The 20,714-nt window shown below is 61.1% G+C and carries 18 protein-coding genes and 1 tRNA gene; 15 read left to right on the plus strand and 4 right to left on the minus strand.

Translation table 11 applies throughout. The features are described from left to right. Nucleotides 1-7: 7 nt before the first annotated feature. Entirely contained in the window at nt 8-2,035 is a 2,028-nt protein-coding gene (locus H0274_RS04480; protein WP_226793265.1) for a M3 family metallopeptidase, read from the minus strand. 193 nt (nt 2,036-2,228) lie between these two features. Here H0274_RS04480 and rnr point away from each other — a divergent pair, with 193 nt between their 5' ends. Beyond that, complete coding sequence (gene rnr, locus H0274_RS04485) at nt 2,229-4,535, plus strand: ribonuclease R (protein ID WP_226793268.1); 2,307 nt, start codon at nt 2,229-2,231, stop codon at nt 4,533-4,535. A 140-nt stretch (nt 4,536-4,675) separates the two neighbouring features. Here rnr and H0274_RS04490 read toward each other — a convergent pair whose 3' ends face one another. Next, a complete protein-coding gene (locus H0274_RS04490; RefSeq protein ID WP_226793270.1) occupies nt 4,676-5,128 on the minus strand; it encodes a universal stress protein in 453 nt (150 codons plus the stop codon). A gap of 148 nt (nt 5,129-5,276) precedes the next feature. Here H0274_RS04490 and H0274_RS04495 point away from each other — a divergent pair, with 148 nt between their 5' ends. From H0274_RS04495 to H0274_RS04510, 4 genes are all read left to right on the plus strand, one after another. Next, complete coding sequence (locus H0274_RS04495) at nt 5,277-6,560, plus strand: pyruvate dehydrogenase complex dihydrolipoamide acetyltransferase (RefSeq protein WP_226793273.1); 1,284 nt, start codon at nt 5,277-5,279, stop codon at nt 6,558-6,560. Between the two features lie 232 nt (nt 6,561-6,792). Beyond that, nucleotides 6,793-7,131 carry an acyl-CoA thioesterase gene (locus tag H0274_RS04500; protein ID WP_226794436.1) on the plus strand — a complete coding sequence of 113 codons (339 nt, stop codon included), beginning with the start codon at nt 6,793-6,795 and terminating at the stop codon, nt 7,129-7,131. Between the two features lie 6 nt (nt 7,132-7,137). Beyond that, nucleotides 7,138-8,550, plus strand: coding sequence for a dihydrolipoyl dehydrogenase (lpdA, locus tag H0274_RS04505; protein WP_226793276.1), 1,413 nt, complete (start codon nt 7,138-7,140; stop codon nt 8,548-8,550). A gap of 8 nt (nt 8,551-8,558) precedes the next feature. After that, nucleotides 8,559-9,101, plus strand: a complete 543-nt coding sequence (locus tag H0274_RS04510) for a flavin reductase family protein (RefSeq protein WP_226793279.1) — start codon at nt 8,559-8,561, stop codon at nt 9,099-9,101. A gap of 5 nt (nt 9,102-9,106) precedes the next feature. Here H0274_RS04510 and H0274_RS04515 read toward each other — a convergent pair. Further along, nucleotides 9,107-9,196: transfer RNA gene (locus tag H0274_RS04515), tRNA-Ser, on the minus strand. Nucleotides 9,197-9,425: 229 nt separating this feature from the next. On the opposite strand from H0274_RS04515, the gene H0274_RS04520 reads away from it, so the two are divergent. The 10 genes from H0274_RS04520 to mazG all read left to right on the plus strand — a co-directional run bounded on the left by H0274_RS04520 (nt 9,426) and on the right by mazG (nt 19,371). After that, nucleotides 9,426-10,280 carry a hypothetical protein gene (locus tag H0274_RS04520; RefSeq protein ID WP_226793282.1) on the plus strand — a complete coding sequence of 285 codons (855 nt, stop codon included), beginning with the start codon at nt 9,426-9,428 and terminating at the stop codon, nt 10,278-10,280. 86 nt (nt 10,281-10,366) lie between these two features. Beyond that, the gene (locus tag H0274_RS04525) at nt 10,367-11,449 is read left to right on the plus strand and encodes a lytic murein transglycosylase (protein ID WP_226793285.1); all 1,083 of its coding nucleotides are present in this window, start codon (nt 10,367-10,369) and stop codon (nt 11,447-11,449) included. Continuing rightward, entirely contained in the window at nt 11,433-12,467 is a 1,035-nt protein-coding gene (locus tag H0274_RS04530; RefSeq protein ID WP_226793289.1) for an SPOR domain-containing protein, read from the plus strand. The genes H0274_RS04525 and H0274_RS04530 overlap by 17 nt, the downstream gene beginning before the upstream one ends. 88 nt (nt 12,468-12,555) lie before the next feature. Next, on the plus strand, nt 12,556-13,665 hold the full coding sequence (locus H0274_RS04535) for a D-alanyl-D-alanine carboxypeptidase family protein (RefSeq protein WP_226793293.1): 1,110 nt from the start codon (nt 12,556-12,558) through the stop codon (nt 13,663-13,665). Beyond that, nucleotides 13,662-14,300, plus strand: coding sequence for a dTMP kinase (tmk, locus tag H0274_RS04540; RefSeq protein WP_226793297.1), 639 nt, complete (start codon nt 13,662-13,664; stop codon nt 14,298-14,300). Before H0274_RS04535 ends, tmk begins: the two co-directional genes overlap by 4 nt. Continuing rightward, entirely contained in the window at nt 14,297-15,259 is a 963-nt protein-coding gene (locus tag H0274_RS04545) for a DNA polymerase III subunit delta' (protein ID WP_226793301.1), read from the plus strand. The genes tmk and H0274_RS04545 overlap by 4 nt, the downstream gene beginning before the upstream one ends. Continuing rightward, a complete protein-coding gene (gene metG, locus H0274_RS04550; RefSeq protein WP_226793304.1) occupies nt 15,252-16,802 on the plus strand; it encodes a methionine--tRNA ligase in 1,551 nt (516 codons plus the stop codon). The genes H0274_RS04545 and metG overlap by 8 nt, the downstream gene beginning before the upstream one ends. Beyond that, complete coding sequence (locus tag H0274_RS04555; protein WP_226793307.1) at nt 16,802-17,578, plus strand: TatD family hydrolase; 777 nt, start codon at nt 16,802-16,804, stop codon at nt 17,576-17,578. The genes metG and H0274_RS04555 overlap by 1 nt, the downstream gene beginning before the upstream one ends. After that, nucleotides 17,575-18,342 carry an MBL fold metallo-hydrolase gene (locus H0274_RS04560; protein WP_226793310.1) on the plus strand — a complete coding sequence of 256 codons (768 nt, stop codon included), beginning with the start codon at nt 17,575-17,577 and terminating at the stop codon, nt 18,340-18,342. The genes H0274_RS04555 and H0274_RS04560 overlap by 4 nt, the downstream gene beginning before the upstream one ends. Nucleotides 18,343-18,615: 273 nt before the next feature. Continuing rightward, entirely contained in the window at nt 18,616-19,371 is a 756-nt protein-coding gene (gene mazG / locus H0274_RS04565) for a nucleoside triphosphate pyrophosphohydrolase (protein WP_226793314.1), read from the plus strand. Between the two features lie 37 nt (nt 19,372-19,408). Here the strand turns inward: mazG and hflX are convergent, their stop codons facing one another. Continuing rightward, nucleotides 19,409-20,710, minus strand: coding sequence for a GTPase HflX (hflX, locus tag H0274_RS04570; RefSeq protein ID WP_226793317.1), 1,302 nt, complete (start codon nt 20,708-20,710; stop codon nt 19,409-19,411). Nucleotides 20,711-20,714: the final 4 nt, after the last annotated feature.

The raw sequence follows: 20,714 nt of genomic DNA on the forward strand, positions 1-20,714 counted from the left end.
TGGCGCGTTACTGTGCGGCCTTGGCCATTTCCGCGCGATAGGCATCGAGGGTGATGTCGCGGCCCAGGAAATCGCGCACCAGTTCGGCCGCAGGCTTGGTGCCGCCCATGGCGAGAACCTTCTCGCGATAATCCTTCGCAGTCGCCTTGTTGCGCAGGCCTTCCCCGGAGAAGCGGGTGAACAGATCATCCGCAATCACCTTGGACCAGCGATAGGTGTAATAGATCGCGGAATAGCCGTTCAGATGGCCGAAGGCAGCCTGCATCTCCACGAAATCCGGCGTGGGGATCAGGTCGAACGCGCCGCGATAATAGCGGGCGGCGTCGCCCATATTCTCCGGCACCGGCTGCTGGTGGAATTCCAGCGAGATGTTGGAATAGCCCAGCTGACGCATGTCGCCGAAGCCCGCGTTGAAGAGGCGCGCCCGGTTCATTTTCTCGACAAGTTCGCGTGGGATGGGATTGCCGTCCTTGTCCTTCGCGAAGGTCTTGAGCGTATCGTAGTCATAGACCCAGTTTTCCAGCATCTGGGAAGGCGCTTCCACGAAGTCCCACTCCGTCGCCACGCCTGACTGGCCGAACCAGCGCTGCGTGCCGCCGAAGATGCCGTGGATCAGGTGGCCGAATTCGTGGAGGAATGTCTCCACATCACCATGTTCCATCAAGCCGGTGGTGTGATCGCCCTTCGCCATGTTCATCACCAGCGCGCCCAGCGGCACGGCCTTACCCGGAATGCCGGGACGCAGGGGCACCATGTTGGCGTGGCTGTATTTACCGGGGCGGGGATGGGAATCGAGATAGAAGCGCCCGATCAGCTTGCCCTGATCGTAGACCTCGTAAGGCTCCACATCCTTGTCCCAAACGGCGGTTTTCCAACGGCGGATTTCCACGCCGAACAGATCCTGCGTCAGCTTCAGGATGCCGTCGCGCACATCGTTATAGGCGAAGTATTTGCGCGCTTCCTGCGGATTGTAATCATAATAGCGCTGCTGGACGATGGGGGAGAGCCAGGCCGTTTCCCAGAACTTGATGTCGGTCGCGCCGGGGCGCAGTTCCTGCAGCACGGCCAGGTTCTTGGCATAGTCGCCCTTCGCTGCGGGCAGGGCGGCTTCGGCCATATCCTCCAGCAGCTTCTCCACCTTCTTGGGCGTGTTGACCATCTTGTCCTCAAGCACCAGTTCCGCATAGTTGCGGCGCCCGAGCTTGTTGGCAAGTTGCTGGCGCAGATGGAGCAGTTCGCGCAGCTTCGCGTCATTCTCCGGGAAGGCGCGCTGGTTGTAGATTATGGACAAATCATGACGCAGCTTGTCGCTCTTGGCGTAGCTCATCACCGGCACGTAATCGGGAGTGGCGGTGGTGATTTCGACCAGACCATCCGGGCCGGGCCTGTGCGCGGCAATGTAGTCTTCCGGCAGGCCTTCCAGCTCTGACGGGGCGACCTTCAGCGATTTCTGCCCGGCCGCAATATTGCTGTCGAACTCATTGCCGACCTCTGCGATCTTTTCCTGCAATGCCTGGATTTCCGCCCGCTCGGCATCGTCCAGCGCAACCCCGCTACGCTCGAACGAGGCGAGGGTCTGCTTCAGATAGAACCGGGTAGCCTCGTCTTCCTTCGAGGGATCGATCGCTTTCAGCCGGTCATAGATCGGGCGCGAGAGGCTGATCCTGCTGGAGAGGGTGGAGAGGCGCACCTGGCAGTTGCCGCCGGCATCGCGGCGGGGCTGGTCCGCCATGACTTCCTGATAGAGCGTGAATTCCCCGCTCCCGCCGCCGATCAGGGCGATCAGCTCGTCATAACGGGCAAGGCTGGTGTTCGCCGTGGCAGGGCCGGTTTCATTTTCCAGCTCAGCGATCCGCCGCTCGATCTCCTTCACGTAGAGGTCGCATTTGCCGTCGATAGTGGCCGCATCGGGCGCGGTGGCGAGCAGCGGCCCCATGAAGTCCACTACATTGCCGGGCTTGGCGGATTTCGCGGAGACGGGAGTGGCGGAAAGGGCGGTCGCGGCGAGCAGAATGCCCGCGAGCTGAATATGCATGTGTCAGTCCCCAGGAGAATTGGTATCCTTGGCAACTAGCGGCCATTGGGAGTTCCCGCAATCAAGCCGCGTTCGATAAAGAGCGGGCGAGGGCTGGCGAACGACTTGAATTGCCGACATGAAGGCGCGGCAAACCGGGGATGTCGCGGCATACGCCCTTGTTAGTGCCCACGTTCCCGCCCATATTCCGGCCATGTCATCTCCAAAAAATGCGCCTTCGCCCAAGAAGGTCCGTCGTGGCCCGAGGCCTGCCGTTCCCGGCCTGCCCACGCGGGAACAGATTCTCGATTTTATCCAGACCTCGAGTGAACCCGCCGGAAAGCGCGAGATCGCGCGCGCCTTCGGCCTGAAAGGGCAGGAAAAGATCGCGCTCAAGCGGCTGCTATCCGACATGGCCGACGAAGGTTTGATCGACGGGAAAAAGACCGCGTTTCACCGCATGGGCGGCGTGCCCAAGGTTACGGTGCTTCGCGTGGTCGAGATCGACGATGGGGAGGCTTTGGCCATTCCCGACAGCTGGGCGCCCGATGATGGCGCCCCGCCGCCGCGCCTGCGCCTGATCGAAAAGAAGCGCGGCCCCGGCAGACAGGCTGCGGTCAAGATGGGTGACCGGGTGCTAGCCCGTACGGAAGATACACAGACCGGGTGGATCGCCTATCCGATGAAAGTCCTCGCCTCCGCCGATGAAAGCGTGATGGGCGTGGTAGAGATTGACGGATCGGGCAAGGGCTGGCTCGCCTCGGTGGACAAGCGTATCCGCCATTCCTCGCCCATTGCCGATCTCGGTGGTGCGGAAGGCGGGCAGCTTGTGCTGGCGGAACCCGCCGGGCGCTCGCCTCGCGCCGGGGTGAAGGTAGTGCAGGTGCTGGGCGATCCGCTCGCGCCCAAGGCCTTCAGCCTGATCGCCATCGCCAAATATGGCATCCCCTTCCATTTCGCGAATGAGACGCTGGAAGAGGCAAAGCTGGCAGCCAAATTGCCGCTGAGCGAGGAAAGGCGCGAGGATTTGCGCCATATTCCGATTGTCGCCATCGATCCCGCCGATGCGCGCGACCATGACGATGCGATCTGGGCCGAGCCCGACGGGAAGGGCGGCTTCAACGCCATCGTCGCCATCGCCGATGTCAGTTTCTATGTCCGCCCCGGCGGCAAACTGGACCGGGAGGCCAGGAAGCGCGGCAATTCGGTCTATTTCCCTGACCGCGTTGTGCCTATGCTGCCGGAGATTCTCAGCGCGGATGTCTGCTCGCTCAAGGAAGGGCAGGATCGCGCGGCGATGGCCTGCCATCTTTCCATCGATGCCAGCGGCAATGTGAAGGAATGGCGCTTTACCCGCGCTATCGTGCGGATCGCGAAGAACATCGCTTATGAGAATGCTCAGGCAGCCATAGACGACGGTTCGGCCGACGATGTGCTGAAGAACCTGTGGACCTGCTGGCATGCGCTGGCTGATGCCCGCCACAAGCGCGATCCGCTGGAGCTGGAGCTGCCAGAACGCCGTGTGGTGCTGGACGAAAAGGGCCGCATTGCCGAAATCGCCATTCGCGAAAGGCTCGATGCCCACCGCGTGGTGGAAGATTTCATGATCGCGGCCAATGTCGCGGCGGCCAAGGCGCTGGAAAGCAAGGCGCATCCGGTAGTCTATCGCATCCACGAACCGCCGAGCCGGGAGAAGCTGGTCGCCCTGCGCGACTATCTCCAGACCTTCGAGAAGAAGCTCTCGCTCGGTCAGGTCATCACGCCCAGCCTGTTCAATCGCATGTTGAAGGACGTTGCGGACGAAAGCGAAAAGGCTCTGATCATGGAGGCGGTACTGCGCAGCCAGACGCAGGCCTATTACGGCCCGCGCAACGCCGGCCATTTCGGCCTCGCGCTGGGTAGCTACGCCCATTTCACTTCACCGATTCGCCGTTATGCCGACCTTCTGGTGCATCGCGCTCTGGTGGACGGCTTCGGGCTCGAACAGCCGAAACCGAAGGACGATTTGCCCGCTACTTCAGGCCTGTCCGACCGTGATCGCGCCGATCTGGAGCGAGTGAGCGAAGCGATCAGCAGCGCCGAACGTCGCGCCATGGAGGCAGAGCGGGAGACGATCGACCGCTATGTCGCTGCATGGCTTTCCGGCCGGGTAGGCGAGGTTTTCGACACGCGGATCACCGGCGTTCAGAAATTCGGCTTCTTCGCCACTATCATAGCCCTCGGTGGGGACGGGCTGGTGCCGGTCTCCACGCTGGGGAACGATTATTATCATTATGACGATTCCGCCCAGGCGCTGGTAGGTGAACGTACACGCACGATCTACGCGATGGGCGACCGGCTGAAGCTGCGTCTGGCAGAGGCGAATCCGCTGACCGGCGCGCTGAAGTTTGAACTACCCGAAGGCGGTAGCGCGCCCATCGAACCGCGCGGCTCCAAGATGGAGCCCCGGAAGAAGGGCAAGCACGTGGTCGGTAAGCGGGGGCGGCCCGGCAATATCCGGCATCAGGGGAAGAAGCGGTAATTCAATCCGCTGCTTTCCCGGGCCCGCTCGGCCTGAGCTTGTCGAAGGCCACGCGATTCCGTTCGGGCTTGGCGCGAATGTGGCGTGTGTCCTTCGACAAGTTCAGAACGAACGGATGTGGTTGACTGGGTTGAACCCGCTCAACTCAGCCGATCGATATCCTCATCGGTCAGGGCCCCCGGCACAAGGAATACGGGGCAGGAGAGCCCTCCCGACGCCTGGCTGAAATGCGTCACCAGTGGGCCCGGATTACCCTCGCGCGCGGAGCCCAGCACCAGCGCGGCGACCTCCGGGTGTTCGAGCAGATATTGGCGGATGACCTTCACCCCTTCGCCCTGGCGAACGGCGATAGTGGGCATCTTCCCGCTTTCGGTCAGCAGGCTGCCTGCCGCACTGGCGGCCAGCATCTCTGCCCGGTCGCGCGCTTCCTGTTCGATAGTGGCCTGGACGCCGCCGAAAGCCACGAAATCCTGCGGAGGGACGAGGGCGAGGATATGCACCCCGCCATCGGTCTTGGCTGCACGGCGGGAGGCAAAACGCAAGGCAACCCGCGCCTCTTCCGTTTCGTCCATGATCACCAGATAGACGCGCATTTTCTGCTCTCCCTGCGGAACCCTATCCGCTTAAAGGCGCTGTCAGGCAAGACGGATGCTGATTTTGCGCTAGTGAGCCCTTGCCCCCGCGCGCCAAATTGGCCAGAGAACCACCCGTCAAACACCAGAAGGACGAAATCTTTCCGCCATGTCCATTGCGATCAAGATGCCCGCTTTGTCCCCCACCATGGAGGAGGGCACTCTGGCCCGCTGGCTGGTCAAGGTTGGAGACAAGGTGTCGGCCGGTGACATCATGGCCGAGATCGAGACCGACAAGGCCACGATGGAATTCGAAGCGGTGGATGAAGGCACCATTGCCGACATCGCGATCGCCGAAGGCACCGAGGGTGTGAAGGTCGGTACCGTGATCGCCACCCTGGCTGAAGAAGGCGAAGATGTGGCGAGCGTGAAGCCCGCTGGCGGCGCTGCGGCGCCTGCTGTCGCTCCTGCTCCCAAGGCCGAAAGCGCACCCGCACCGGTTGTTGCGCCGCCCCCGGCTCCCGCCCCGGCAGCCACTGCTCCGGCCCCTGCTGCTAACGCGGGTGAGCGAGTGATCGCATCCCCGCTGGCCAAGCGTATCGCGGCCGACAAGGGCGTCGATCTGAAGGCGGTGAAGGGTACGGGCCCGCATGGTCGCATCGTGAAGGCAGACGTGGAAGGCGCGAAGCCCGGTGCAACCGCTCCGGCGCCTGTGGCAACTTCCGCCCCCGCCGCTGCGCCGGTTCAGGCGCAGGATTTCGGCATTCCGCACGAAGTCGAAAAGCTCTCCGGCATGCGCAAGACCATTGCGCGCCGCCTGACCGAGTCCAAGCAGCAGATTCCGCATATCTACCTCACGGTGGACATCCAGCTCGATGCGCTCCTCAAGCTGCGCGGCGAGCTGAACGCGGCGCTGGAAGGCGAAGGCGTGAAGCTGTCGGTCAACGATCTGCTGATCAAGGCTCTCGCCAAGGCCCTGCTGCGCGTGCCGGTGTGCAATGTGCAGTTCGCAGGTGACGAACTGATCAAGTTCAAGCGCGCCGATATTTCGGTGGCAGTCTCCATCCCCGGTGGGCTTATCACCCCGATCATCGCGGATGCCGGCAGCAAGTCGATTTCCCAGATCTCCAACGAGATGAAGGATCTCGCCGCCCGTGCCCGCGAAGGCAAGTTGGCGCCCAGCGAATATCAGGGCGGCACCGCCAGCCTTTCCAACATGGGCATGTTCGGCATCAAGCAGTTTGAGGCAGTGATCAATCCGCCGCAGGCGATGATCATGGCCATCGGTTCGGGCGAGAAGCGTCCCTATATCGTCGATGGCGCGCTGGGCGTCGCCACGGTGATGAGCGCGACCGGCAGCTTCGACCATCGGGCCATAGACGGCGCGGATGGCGCGCAGCTGATGCAGGTATTCAAGGAACTGATAGAGAAGCCGCTGGGCCTCATCGCCTGAGGCTTTCGTACACACGCACCGGGAGGATAAGTTCCTCACCATGAATTCGCAGTTTTCCTCTTCGGATCGGGCCAGGGGCACGATCTTGGAAAGTCACATGGCTTTTCAGGCAAGTGATTGGGAGAGCAGTGAAAAAATGGAAGAGCTTGCGTGTTTCGCAGCCCCATCTGCGTCAATTTCGGCGAGGCATTGAGTGACTGAGAAGCGCGATCCCGCCATCCGGGTCACGGCCATGCCCGCCGATGCCAATGCCTATGGCGACATATTCGGCGGCTGGCTGGTCAGCATTATGGACAATGGCGCCGGGCTGATGGCCGCGCGCCGTGCCAAGGGCAGGGCCGTCACCGTGGCCATTGACGGGATGCAGTTCCACGAACCGGTGAAGGTGGGGGACGAGGTTTCGGTCTATGGCACGATCGAAAAGGTCGGCCGCACCAGCATGGTCATCGCCGTCGAAGCCTGGCGCCGTCCGCGCCATCTGGAAGAGGCGGCAAAGGTAACGCAGGCGAAGTTCACCTTCGTCGCAGTCGACGACAATGGGCACCCGCGCCCAGTAGACGCTCAGGAGTAATTCGAAGTGGCAGAAGCCTACGACGTCATCGTTCTCGGTTCCGGCCCCGGCGGCTATGTCGCAGCGATCCGCTGCGCCCAGCTTGGCCTGAAGACGGCCATCGTGGAACGTGAATTGCTGGGCGGCATCTGCCTCAACTGGGGCTGCATCCCCACCAAGGCCCTGCTGCGTTCGGCTGAAATCTATCACTACATGCAACACGCCAAGGATTACGGGCTGGCTGCGAAGGAAATCACCGCCGATCTGGAAGCCATCGTGAAGCGTTCGCGCGGCGTGGCCAAGCAACTCAATCAGGGCGTCACGCACCTGATGAAGAAGAACAAGATCGCCGTGCATATGGGCACGGGCACGCTCAAGGGGCCGAACACGCTGGAAGTGGCGGGCGAGAAGGGCACCGAAACGCTCACCGCCAAGCACATCATCGTCGCCACCGGCGCGCGCGCGCGCGACCTGCCTTTCGCCCCGGCTAACGGCAAGCGCGTGTGGACCTATCGCCACGCCATGACCCCGCCTGAAATGCCCAGCAAGCTGCTGGTGATTGGCAGCGGCGCGATCGGCATCGAATTCGCCAGCTTCTATAATGACATGGGCGTGGATGTGACGGTGGTCGAAATGCTCGACCGGGTCGTGCCGGTGGAAGATGCGGATGTCTCTGCCTTCCTGCAAAAGGCGCTGACCAAGCAGGGCATGAATATCCTGACCGGCGCTGCGCTGGAAGAACTCAAGGTTTCCGACAAGGGCGTCTCGGCCAAGATCAAGGGCAAGGACGGCAAGGTGACGGAAGGGCAGTTCAGCCATGTGATCGTCGCCATCGGCATCCAGCCCAACACCGAGAATATCGGGCTCGACAAGCTGGGTGTGAAGCTGGATCGCGGCTTCATTCAGATCGATCCCTATGGCCGGACTGGCGTGAAGGGCCTGTGGGCCATCGGCGATTGCGTGCCCGGCCCGTGGCTGGCGCACAAGGCAAGCCATGAGGGCGTGACTGCCGCCGAAGCCATCGCGCAGGAACTGGGCAACAAGGATGTCCATCCGCACGCGCTGGACCGCAACAACATTCCCGGCTGCACCTATTGCCACCCGCAGATCGCCAGCGTCGGCATGACCGAGGCGAAGGCCAAGGAAGTGGGTTACACGGTCAAGGTCGGCATGTTCCCCTTCATCGGCAACGGCAAGGCCATCGCGCTGGGCGAGCCGGAAGGCTTCGTGAAGACGGTGTTCGACGCCAAGACCGGAGAATTGCTCGGCGCCCATATGGTTGGGGCGGAAGTGACCGAGATGATCCAGGGCTATGTCGTGGGCAAGACGCTTGAAACCACTGAGGCCGAGCTGATGAACACGATCTTCCCGCATCCCACCATCAGCGAATCCATGCATGAAAGCGTGCTGGCCGCTTATGGCAGGGCGCTGCATATCTGATCCGGGCGATGGAGCCACTCCCGCTCAGCAAGGCATTCATGCTGATCGAGCCCGGGCCGGTGGTTCTGGTAACTACCCGCGATGGCGAGCGGGATAATGTGATGACCATCACCTGGACGATGGTGATGGATTTCTCACCCCGCTTCGCCATCACTACTGGCCCTTGGAACCATTCCTGGGCGGCGCTGCGCGATACGGGCGAATGCGTGCTCGCTATTCCGACGGCGGATGTGATCGACATCGCCGTTGGCATCGGCATGTGTTCCGGCAGCGATACGGACAAATTCGCGCGCTTCGGCCTGACCCGTCTTTCCGCAAGTAAGGTGAAAGCGCCGCTGATCGGCCAGTGCCTCGCCAATATCGAATGCCGGGTGGTGGAGATCATCGAGCCTCATGGCATCGTGATTCTGGATGGGGTTGCCGCCTGGCACGATCCCGCGAGGCAGGACAAGCGTATGCTCCATGCCGTGGGCGATGGCACGTTCATAGCCGATGGGGAACGGTTTGACCGGCGCGACCTGATGCGGGCGAAAATCCCGCCGGGGGTCTAGCCTTGTGGCGGAAGAGGTGGGATTCGAACCCACGAAGGGCTTGCACCCTTGCCGGTTTTCAAGACCGGTGCCTTCAACCGCTCGGCCACTCTTCCGTCCGGTTGGCGGCTAGCGAGCTTTGGCGAGCTTGTCACCGGGCAATTGTGCTTGCGGCAAGTTTCCCGGCCTCCGCAAAGAAGAACGATTTCCTCATCTTGCCCCCGTGACTCCGGGGCCGGATGGCATTAGGCAAAATCAACGAGCGCATAGGCGCCGTTCGGGAGACAATTTCAAGATCCGCGCCGGTGTTGAAAGACCCATAGCGGACCGATTGGAGAGACTGGGATGAAACGCCTATTTTTCACAGCAATCACAGCCGTTTCCGGCCTGACGATGGCAACCCCCGCCATGGCGCAGTCCGCATGCACCCGCGAACAGCTGGATGAAACCGCCCAGAGCTGGGTCAATGCTCTGGAAAAGGGCAGCCCTTTCGAAATGGAAATGGGCGAATGGGTGGATTATCGCGAAAACTTCAAGCTGGGCACGCTTTCCGCCCTGTTCACCAAGCCCCGCAAGGTCGATTGGTCGGTTAAGATTCTCGATACCACGGTGTGCAAGGTCTTCATCGAAACCGTGATGACTGATCCGGAACATCCCTATGTCATGGCCACGCAGATCAATCGTGGTTGGCAGGGCGGTGTCGGCACCATCAACAATATCGCGACGGATGAAGGCGACTGGCTATTCAACGCGGCCAACACGCTGAAATATGCCTCGGCTGAAAACTGGTCCGTCATTCCGGAAGGGCAACGCAACACCCGGCAGGAACTGATCGCGGCAGCCAATGCCTATCTCGATCTGTTCAATGACAAAAACGTCCAGGTTCCCTGGGGCACGCCGTGCGCGCGCCTTGAAGGCGGGCTCTACACCGGCCGCGGCCAGCCTGATGACAGCTGTAACGTCGGCGTGCCTTCGGGCGTGAAGCTGGCCTCACGCGAATATGTCGTGGACGAGGCGCTGGGCGCCGTCAGCGTCTTCCTCAAATTCGGCGAAAAAGCACGCCCTGACAGCCACCTGTTCCGTATCGAGAACGGCAAGATTCGTTATGTCCACACCGTCACCAATTGCGGAACGGAAGTGAATTGCGGTTTCAAGCCGATTGACTGGAACAATCCGCAGGTCGGCGCCGCTGGCAACTGAGGTGGGGCGTTGAGCCTGCCTGAATTTCCCCACGCTCCGCATCGCCGGGGCTTCTAAGGGGAAGCTCTTTGTGACAGGGTAAGGATATGAGCCTGCGAAGCCATATTCTTGCCCTGTCGTCTTTTATCGGCCTTTCCGCGTCCATCTCGGGCGCTTCCGCGCAGGAGGTCGTCCAGCCTCTGCCTGCTGCATATGCAGGTGGCGAATCGCTGGACGGGGAGGGTGGATTGCCCTTCTCTTCCTATCTTCAGGTCCTTGCGGCGCGTGCCCGTGCCGAAGGGGTTAGCGAGGGCACGATTTCCGCGATGACTGTGGGGCTTACGCCTAACAGCCGTGTCGTTTCGCTGGATCGGGCGCAGCCTGCCGGCCCGCCCGGAAGTGGTTTCTCGCCTCTCGCACCCTATATCGCCACTCATGTCGACCGGAACCGGATCGCTGGCGGAAGGCGGGTTTACGAAGCTGCGGCTGATACAGTCGGGCAAGTGGAGCGCGCATATGGCGTTCCCGCGCCGATAGTGATCGCGATCTGGGGGCATGAAACGAATTATGGCAGCTATAAAGGCGATTTCGATCTCGCCCGTTCGCTCGCCACCCTCGCATGGGAAGGGCGCCGCCGGGAATTGTTCGCGGCCGAATTCATCGATCTTCTGAAAATCGCGGATACCGGCTTTTCGCGCGATACGTTGAAAGGCAGCTGGGCCGGCGCCTTCGGCAATCCTCAGTTCCTGCCAAGCGTTTATCTCCGCCTTGCGGTCGATGGCGATGGTGACGGGCGCAAGGATATCTGGAACAGCCGGGCGGATACGCTCCATTCGATCGCCAATTATTTCCGCGATGCCGGATGGCGCACGGGCGAACCTTGGGGCGTCGCGGCGCAATTGCCCGCCGGTTTCAATGTCGATGCCCATAAGGGCAAGATCCTCTCCCCCGTCTGCCCGCGCGTCCATGAACGCCACAGCCAGTGGAAAAAGGTGCGGGAATGGAAGCAACTCGGCGTCACGCCGCTCGCCCCGATTGGGGATGATGTGATGGCCAGTGTTTTCCAGCCTGACGGGCCCGGAACGAAATCCTGGCTCTTAACCGGTAATTATAGGGTCATCCTCGAATATAACTGCTCGAACTACTACGCTATGAGTGTCGGGCTGCTTGCTGATGAGATTGCCAAATAACCAACTGACCATTGCCACCGGCTTTGCCGCGCTGGCGGCGATTGCCGTGCTCGCGGGGTGTGCTGCATCTGGCGCGGGAGCGGGGCCCAGGCTTTCTCCGTCCTCAGCCGTGAACGGCCCTGCTGCAGATTACCCCGTTACGATTGGCCTGCCCTATACGGTGGACGGTGTAACCTACACGCCAACCGATGTCTGGAATTATGACGAGGTTGGATACGCTTCGCTGGAAAATGCAGGCGGCCCTACGATTTCTGGCTCCAGCCACACATTGCCGCTGCCCAGCTATGTCGAGGTCACCTCGCTGGAGACCGGAAAGACCATTCTGGTGCGGATCGAGCGGCGCGGCCCGCTGGAGAGCCACGACGTCGTTGCGCTTTCTCCAGGAGCGGCTGAACAGCTTGGAATATCACGCGCCACTCCGGTTCGCGTGCGCCGTGTAAATCCGCAGGAGCCGGAACGGGCTGCATTGCGTGCCGGCAATCGCGCGCCGGACCGGATGGACACGCCGATGTCGCTGGTGAATGTCCTGCGGCTCAAACTGCCCGGCAGCGGGCCCGAAACCTCGATAGCCCTGCCTCAAAGTGTTGCCGGAGGAGAGCAGCCGGAAGCGCCATCTGCACCTCCGTCCTTGCCGTCTCCTGCGCTGGAACCAGAGCTTGCCACTGCCGCGCCAGCGCCCGTTTCGCCTCCTCGGAAGCCAGCTTCTCCGCCGCCTCCGGCCAAGCAGGCCGCACCTGTTCCGGTGGCGCAGGCTCCAGTAACCGCAGCGCGCGTCCAGCCTGCGGAGAAACCCGCCGCAACCGCTGCGAAGAAGGGTTTCTTCGTCCAGGCCGGTGCGTTTTCGAGCAAGGCGCGTGCTGAAAAGGTGGCAGGCGCCATCGGCGGTGAAATCAGTAAGGCCGGTTCGCTTTACCGCGTCCGCACCGGGCCCTTCGGATCGCGCAATGCCGCGGAAGCCTCGCTCGCCAAGGTGAAAGCTGCGGGTTATAGCGACGCGCGAATCTATTCAGACGGCTAGGGGCGCTTCAGCCCCGGCCGCATGACTGGCGGGAGCGGACTTGAGGCGTATCGGAAGGATCGGATTGCTGGGTTTGGGCTCGGCATTGTTGGCAACTCCAGCCGCTTTGCATGCCGATCCGGCTCCGCCGACTGAGGCTGAGGCGCCGATTGCCTTGCTGGTAGATATCAGTTCAGGCCAGACACTGCACAGCCGGGAAATGGACCGGCGTTTTCTCCCGGCTTCCGTCACGAAGGTGATGACGACCTATCTCGCCTTCGAGATGCTCGCCGATGGCCGGCTGAAGCCGGATCAGACATTCACCTTCGGGCCAGATCTCGCAAAGGACTGGCGAGGGACAGGTTCGTCGCTGTTCCTCAAGGAAGGGGATACAGTTACCGTGGATACGCTGATCCACGGCATCACCACGGTTTCTGCAAATGACGGGGCTGCGCTGCTTGCGCAGGGTGCTGCGGGATCACTCGATAATTGGGTGACGCTGATGAATCGCACTGCGTCCAGGCTGGGCATGTATGACAGCCATTTCGGGACGCCCAATGGCTGGCCGGATGAAGGCCGAACCTTCGTAACCGCGCATGATCTCGCTCTGCTCGCAAAGGCACTGATTGACCGGCACCCGCAGCTCTACGCGCGCTATATCGGCAAGAGAGGTTACAGCTTCAACGGCATTACCCAGGCCAATCACGATCCCATGCTGGGCAAGGTCCCCGGGGCGGACGGGATCAAGACGGGTTTCACGCGAGAGGCAGGCTACAACTTCCTCGGCAGTGCCCAGCGCGAAGGCCGCAGGCTGGTGATCGTGCTGGCGGGCACGGAGAGCGGGCCGGAGCGGGCCCGTATTGCGCGTGACTACATCGAATGGGGCTTTGCCGCATTCGTTCCCCACCAGATATTTCAGGCAGGATCGACCATAGGAACCGCGCAAGTGCAGGACGGGTCAGCCTCTACCGTTGCCTTGCGCACGGCGAGGCCTGTGCTCGCGGATATTCCGCCGGGCCTCAAGCCGCGCATCACCATGTCGCTTCATTATCGCGGGCCTATCGCCGCACCTATTGCCGCTGGGCAGGAAGTGGCGGAACTGGAAGTAAGGATCGACGGCATGAGCCCCTATCGCGTTCCGTTGGAAGCTGCATCGGCGGTCGACAAGGCCAATCCGTTGGAGCGCATGATCAATGCCGTGCTAGGCTGGCTTTCGTGAGCAAAGGACGATTCATCGCATTGGAAGGCGGGGAAGGGGTGGGCAAGTCCACTCAGTCCCGCCTGCTTGTGAATGCGCTGACGGAATTGGGCCTTTCGGCTGTCCTGACGCGAGAGCCGGGCGGAACTCCGGGTGCTGAAGCGATCCGGGCGTTATTGCTCGATCCTCCGGGCGAGGGATGGAACCTGCGCGCCGAAGCGCTGCTTTTCGCCGCAGCCCGTTCCGATCATGTGGAGAAGCTCATCCGGCCCGCCTTGGAGAGGGGGAGCTGGGTAATCTGCGACAGGTTCATCGATTCCACCCGGGCCTATCAGGGCGGGGGCGGGGGGCTTTCCGAAGACGATATTCTGACGCTCCACCGCATTGGCAGCGAAGGACTGCTCCCGGATCTCACGCTGCTGGTGGAGGTGCCGCCCCGGCTGACCGAGGGACGGCTCGCTGCGCGAGACACCGATGGGGCCGACGCAATCGGAGGGCGCGATGCAGCCTATCACGCGCGCGTTGCCGCCGCATTCACCCGGATCGCGGAAATAGAGCCCGCGCGGTTCGCCAGGATCGACGGGGAGGGGGCGCCTCTCGAAATTCACGCCCGCATCATGGCCGCCCTGCGTCCCCTGCTGGAGCCTGCCACATGAGGCATTCAGGGCATGACGAACCCTGGCGGGCCTGGCACGCCGCGCTCTCCGGGCCGCGCATGCATCATGCCTGGATGCTGGCTGGCAAGCGCGGCATCGGCAAACTGGATTTCGCCCTTGCTGCCGCCCGGGAACTGGTAGCCGAGGATGGTTTTCCTCAACCGAAGGGCGACCATCCCGATATCCTTCTGCTCGAACATCTTCCCGCCAATGCGGAAGAGGAGAAGAAAAAGGCAGAGGGCAAGGAATGGCAGCCCAAGAGAAACATTTCGATCGACCAGATTCGCGAAATGCAGCACCGCCTGGTCACACGGCCTACTTTGGGCAATCGCCGCGCCGTGATAATTTCCCCGGCTGACGATCTGGAGAAAGGCGGAGCCAACGCGCTGCTCAAAAGCCTGGAAGAGCCGCCCCAGGGCACGTTCTTCCTGCTCGTTACGCACCGGCCGGGGCGTCTACTTCCCACCATTCGTTCCCGCTGCCGCGTCTTGCGTTTTGGCGAAGCCCGTGCGGATGAGGTGGAGGCATATCTCGCCAGAGAAGCGCCGACAGCTGATCCCGCCGAACGGGCATTGGCTGCGAGCGCAGCCGGCGGCTCTCCGGGGGCGGCGCTGGAATTCCTCTCCCATGACCTTGCTCCGCTTCATCTTCTGATGCAGCGAATATTGGCCGAAGGGGATGAAAGCTTCGTCCTGCGCGGCGAACTTGCCAATGCCATCGGCCAACGCCCGGCGCGTGAACGGCAGTTGGCCGCTATCGAGCTGGCCCGCGCGGTAATTGCGCAGGAGATGCGTAGGGCATCGCTCGCGCGTATTCCGGCTATCGTCAGTGCCCATGGTGACATCAACAGGCTTGCCGCCCAGGCCCCGACCTATAATTTCGATCCAGCCTTGCTGGTCATGGAAATCGGCAGCTTGCTCGCAAGTGCAGCACAGCCTAGGGAACCGGCCCATGGTTGAACCCTATTACATCACTACCGCCATTTCCTATCCCAACGGCCCGCCGCATATCGGCCATGCCTATGAAGCGATTGCGGCCGACGTTGCCGCCCGCTTCCAGCGTTTGATGGGCCGCGAAGTGCGTTTCCAGACGGGAACGGATGAGCACGGCCTCAAGATGGCGCAGAAGGCGCGTGATCTCGGCAAGACACCTCTCGAACTGGCGAGCGATATGTCCGCGCTGTTCCGTGCGATGTGCGATGGGCTTAACGTGTCCTACGATCGCTTCATTCGCACGACGGAAGATGCGCATCATCGCGCCAGCCAGGCGATCTGGCAGGCGATGGAAGCCAATGACGACCTCTATCTGGATCGCTATGAAGGCTGGTATTCGGTTCGCGACGAAGCCTATTATGACGAGAGCGAGCTCCTGGAAGGGGAAGGGGGCGAAAAGCTCTCCCCTCAAGGCACGCCTGTAGAATGGACGGTGGAGGAAAGCTGGTTCTTCAGGCTTTCAAGGTATCAGAAACCGTTGCTGGCGCTTTACGCCGAGCATCCGGAGTTCATTCAGCCCGACAGCCGCCGCAACGAAGTGCTGCGTTTTGTCGAAGGGGGCCTGCGCGATCTTTCGGTCAGCCGCACCAGCTTCGATTGGGGCGTGAAGGTTCCGGGCCATGATGACCATGTGATGTATGTGTGGGTCGATGCCCTCACCAATTACATCACCGGCGTCGGCTATCCCGAGGATACGGAGGAATTCCGCAAGTTCTGGCCGGCGAATGTCCATCTGATCGGCAAGGACATCGTTCGCTTCCATGCGGTTTACTGGCCTGCCTTCCTGATGAGCGCGGGAATCGCCGTACCGAAGCAGATTTTTGCCCACGGCTTCCTGCTCAATCGCGGCCAGAAGGAATCGAAATCGCTCGGCAATGTCACCGATCCGATGCAACTGGCCGAACGATATGGCGTGGACATTCTGCGCTACTTCCTGCTGCGTGAAGTTACCTTCGGGCAGGATGGCAGCTATTCCACTGAAGCCATTGTAACTCGGGCAAATGCCGAACTGGCAAACAGCTTCGGCAATCTTGCCCAGCGAGTGATGAGCTTCATTGCCAAGAACTGCAGTGAGGGTTTTACAGCCAGCGCTCCCGTGCTTGAAGCGGATACGGAGTTGCGCGCAAAGGTGAATGCGGCCTGCGCTGCGGAACTGCCGGAAGCCTTTGGCAAGCTCGCCTTTACCGCTGGCCTCGAAGCCTGGATGCAAGCTGTCTATGCCTGCAATGCCTATGTTGACGAACAGGCGCCTTGGGCTCTTCGCAAGACCGATCCGGAGCGGATGGAGCGAGTTCTCGCAACGCTCTGCGGCTGTATCCGGGATCTTGCTGTGGCAATTTCTCCTGTAACGCCAACTGCTTCCGCCAAGATCCTCGATGCCTTGTGCATTCCGGGCGATGCGCGCAGCTTTGCGGCTCTGGCTCACGATAACGCACTAGGTGCCATCAAGGTCGATGCTCCCACACCGGTCTTTCCCCGGCTTGAAATGCCGGTGAAGGAGGGCGCCTGATGCTTGTCGATAGCCACTGCCACCTGGAGTATAAGGGGTTGGTGGAGGATCAGCAGGGCGTGCTCGATCGGGCGCGTCAGGCTGGTGTGCATGGCTTCCTCAATATTTCCACCCGCAAGAGCGAGTGGGAGCGGGTTGTGAACACCGCTGCGCGCGAGGCGGATGTGTGGGCCAGCGTGGGCATCCACCCCCATGAGGCGGATGGTCACGCCGATCTTGGCGCAGCCGCCTTGCTGGAGGCGGCGCAGCATCCCAAGGTGATCGGGATCGGTGAGACCGGGCTCGATTATTATTACGACAAATCCGATCGGCAGGTACAGCAGGCATTGTTCCGCACGCATATCGACGTGGCGCGTCAAACCGGCCTGCCTCTCATCGTGCACACTCGGGACGCTGAAGAAGATACGGCAGCGATCCTTCGCGAGGAAATGGAGAAGGGGGCTTTCCCCGCTCTGATCCACTGTTTCACCGCTTCGGCCGATTTCGCGCGCCTCATGCTCGATCTCGGGCTGACGATTTCAATTTCAGGAATTGTGACCTTCAAAAACGCCAAGGATCTTCAGGAAGTCGCATCGTGGATTCCACGAGACCGGCTTCTTGTGGAAACGGACAGTCCATTCCTCGCTCCTGTTCCGCATCGCGGGAAACCCTGCGAGCCCGCCTTCGTGGCGGCCACGGCTGCCTTTGTGGCTGAGTTGCGAGGGGAAACGCTTGGCGTGCTGGCCGAATATACCACCCGAAACTTTCACGCTTTGTTCCGAAAGGCGGTGGCGTGAAAGTTCTCATTCTCGGGTCGGGAACATCCACGGGCGTTCCCCGAATTGGAAATGATTGGGGAAATTGCGACCCCGACGAGCCCCGCAACCGTCGGACCCGCGTATCGATCCTCGTTGAAAGCGAACAAGGCAATCGTCTGCTGGTAGATACATCCACGGACCTTCGCCAGCAATTGCTGGCCAATGATATCGAGCGGGTCGACGGAATCTTCTGGACACATGATCATGCCGATCATTGCCACGGGATAGATGACCTGCGGGTGATGCGCTATGGCCGCGCAGCGCCTTTGCCGGGGTTTGGATCCACGGAAACGGTTCATCGGCTCAGGCAGCGTTTCAGCTATGTCTTTGCAGGTCAGTACGGTTATCCCACGATCGTCGAACTGGAGACGCTCGACCGTCTGAGATGCCATGCCGGATTTGGCGTCAGCTGGTGCCAGATGCCTCATGGACCGACAGAATCCACTGGTTACCGCTTCGAGTGCGATGGCAAATCTATTGCCTATGCTACTGATTATAGCGCCATTACCGCCGAAATGGTCCGCCTTTTCCATGGCGTTGACATTCTGGTGACTGATTGCCTGAGGCGCGAACCGCATCCAACGCATGCCCATTTGGCGATGGCGATCGAACTTGGAGACGCCTGCCGCGCGGGCAAGACCGTGCTGACACATCTCGACAAGAGCATGGATTATCAGACGATCCAGGATGAGGTGCCCAAGGGTGTGTTCGTCGGCTATGACGGCATGGTGGTGGAGCCATAGGAGCTTTCGATGTACGGCAGTTGGGTATCGGTCGTCGCGTTGCTGGGATGGCTGATACTTGCCGTGAGCGCTTATTCCGGAATGCGTTTGAGATGGCGTAAAAGTCTGGTCATGGCACTGATGTGGGCTACGATCTTCACGTCGATGACCCTGATAATCAGATGGATGGGCGTTTGAATATGCCGTTGCTGAGCGCCACAGCAGGCCTGCCTTCGGAATACCCCTTGTCCAATATTTAACATAATACTTATTATCATTCTTCGTGAGCTAGCCATGTCCGAACAGTTGAACCGCCTTCTCAGCATTATGGCCCGCCTGCGCGATCCCCACGCTGGCTGCGAATGGGATGTTGCGCAGACCTTCCGGACGATTGCTCCTTACACGATTGAGGAAGCCTATGAGGTGGCCGATGCCATCGACCGTAACGACATGGAAGATCTTCGCGGAGAACTTGGAGATCTGCTGCTTCAGGTGGTCTTCCATGCGCGAATGGCCGAGGAAGCTGGTCATTTCGACTTCAGCGACGTTGCTCGCGCGATTGCCGACAAGATGGAGGCTCGCCACCCCCACGTCTTTGGCGACAGTCATTCGCCAGGCTGGGAAGCGCTGAAAGAGCGGGAGCGCAGTGCTGCCGGCGCCACGAGTGCGATGGACGGGGTTGCGCGAGCATTGCCGGCATTGCTGCGGGCGGAGAAGCTGCAAAAACGGGCTGCCCGGGTGGGTTTCGACTGGCCGGACGTGACCGGGCCGGAAGCCAAGCTGGTCGAGGAAATGGCGGAATTGCGCGAGGCTGACGCGGCTTCCCGGCTTGAGGAAGCTGGCGATGTGCTGTTCGCCGCGGTTAATCTTGTGCGCGCCTATGGTATTGCGCCAGAGGATGCGTTGCGCGCGACCAATGACAAGTTCGAGCGGCGTTTTCGTGCCATGGAGGAACTTTCCTCCGGTAAATTCAACGAACTCAGCCTGGATGAGCAGGAGGTTCTCTGGCAGCGCGTCAAAAAGACTGAAAACACGCTCAAAAACGGATAGCTAGGCGTCACCATAGCCATGAGTGATGCAAGTCCCCTTAAAGCGATGAGTAGCGCCCGAACTCCTTCGGGGTGAGGCGTACCGTCATCCGCATGCGGGCATCCCCTTCTCCTACCCCTTCCCCGGCGACCTGCTCTTCAGCCAGAACTTCCCCATGAGCATGAAGCCAGGCAATGCGCTGGCCATCACTCATGGGAACTAAAAATTCATAGGTCTTTGCATTTTCTGTCAGTAGTTTGCTGAGTAATTCGAACAGATCTTCGAGGCCAAATCCGGTGACCGCGGAGATCGGCACAATGCGATCATCCCCTTGGGTCAGTTCGGCCAGCTCTACCTTGCGATTTTCATCCAGAAGATCCCATTTGTTCCACGCCTCGATAATCGGGATGCGGCTTTCTCCCCCTTCCCCTTCGATCACATCGAGGTCAGTGAGAATTTCCAGCACCTGGATTTTCTGCGTCTGGTTGGCCGGGTTGGCCATATCGCGCACATGCACGATCACATCGGCAGCCGTGACTTCTTCCAGCGTTGCCCGAAATGCGGCGACCAGTTGCGTAGGCAGATCGGAAATGAATCCCACCGTGTCGGAAAGGATCGCCTTTTCCACGCCCGGCAACCGAATTGCCCGCATGGTCGGATCAAGCGTGGCGAAGAGCAAATCTTCCGCCATCACATCCGCGCCTGTCACGCGGTTGAACAGGGTTGACTTGCCGGCATTGGTGTAACCCACCAGCGCGATTACCGGCCAGGGCGCCTTGCCACGCCTTTCGCGGTGAAGCGCCCGGGTCTTGCGCACCTGATCCAGTTCCTTGCGCAGCCGCCCCATGCGGGTACGGATCATGCGTCGATCGGCCTCGATCTGCGTTTCACCGGGCCCGCCCAGGAAGCCGAAGCCGCCGCGCTGCCGTTCGAGGTGGGTCCAGCTGCGGACGAGGCGGCTCTGTTGGTAATCCAGATGCGCCAGTTCGACCTGCAGCCGCCCTTCGGCGGTAGCAGCCCGCTCCCCGAAAATCTCCAGGATCAGCCCCGTCCGATCAATGACCTTTCGCTTGAGCTTTTCTTCCAGGTTGCGCTGCTGGATCGCGCTGAGCGAGCCATCGACGATGACAAGCTCCGCCTCCTCAAGAGTGCAGGCGGTAGCGATGCGCTCTATCTGGCCTTCACCGAATAAGGTAGCCGCCCGCACATCGCGGATCGGCACGATGAAGGCATCGGCCACGATAATGCCGATCGCGAGGGCAAGGCCGCGCGCTTCCTCAAGCCGGGCTTCAGGTTCTTCGCTGCGGCGTTGCCCTCTGATATCCGGGCACACAACCACGGCACGCGCACCGCGCGTCACCTCC

The sequence above is a fragment of the Fulverythrobacter ferritrahens genome, assembly GCF_020539485.1.
In the GTDB taxonomy this organism is placed as follows: Bacteria; Pseudomonadota; Alphaproteobacteria; order Sphingomonadales; family Sphingomonadaceae; genus Andeanibacterium; species Andeanibacterium ferritrahens.

Bases quoted from the DNA above. Each gene is read 5' to 3' on its own strand.
- H0274_RS04525 (WP_226793285.1), top strand. From the start codon at position 10,367: ATGAGCCTGCGAAGCCATATTCTTGCCCTGTCGTCTTTTATCGGCCTT.
- H0274_RS04555 (WP_226793307.1), top strand. From the start codon at position 16,802: ATGCTTGTCGATAGCCACTGCCACCTGGAGTATAAGGGGTTGGTGGAG.
- H0274_RS04500 (WP_226794436.1), top strand. From the start codon at position 6,793: ATGCCCGCCGATGCCAATGCCTATGGCGACATATTCGGCGGCTGGCTG.
- metG (WP_226793304.1), top strand. From the start codon at position 15,252: ATGGTTGAACCCTATTACATCACTACCGCCATTTCCTATCCCAACGGC.
- rnr (WP_226793268.1), top strand. From the start codon at position 2,229: ATGTCATCTCCAAAAAATGCGCCTTCGCCCAAGAAGGTCCGTCGTGGC.
- H0274_RS04520 (WP_226793282.1), top strand. From the start codon at position 9,426: ATGAAACGCCTATTTTTCACAGCAATCACAGCCGTTTCCGGCCTGACG.
- mazG (WP_226793314.1), top strand. From the start codon at position 18,616: ATGTCCGAACAGTTGAACCGCCTTCTCAGCATTATGGCCCGCCTGCGC.
- H0274_RS04530 (WP_226793289.1), top strand. From the start codon at position 11,433: ATGAGATTGCCAAATAACCAACTGACCATTGCCACCGGCTTTGCCGCG.
- H0274_RS04510 (WP_226793279.1), top strand. From the start codon at position 8,559: ATGGAGCCACTCCCGCTCAGCAAGGCATTCATGCTGATCGAGCCCGGG.
- H0274_RS04480 (WP_226793265.1), bottom strand. From the start codon at position 2,035: ATGCATATTCAGCTCGCGGGCATTCTGCTCGCCGCGACCGCCCTTTCC.
- H0274_RS04545 (WP_226793301.1), top strand. From the start codon at position 14,297: ATGAGGCATTCAGGGCATGACGAACCCTGGCGGGCCTGGCACGCCGCG.
- H0274_RS04495 (WP_226793273.1), top strand. From the start codon at position 5,277: ATGTCCATTGCGATCAAGATGCCCGCTTTGTCCCCCACCATGGAGGAG.
- H0274_RS04490 (WP_226793270.1), bottom strand. From the start codon at position 5,128: ATGCGCGTCTATCTGGTGATCATGGACGAAACGGAAGAGGCGCGGGTT.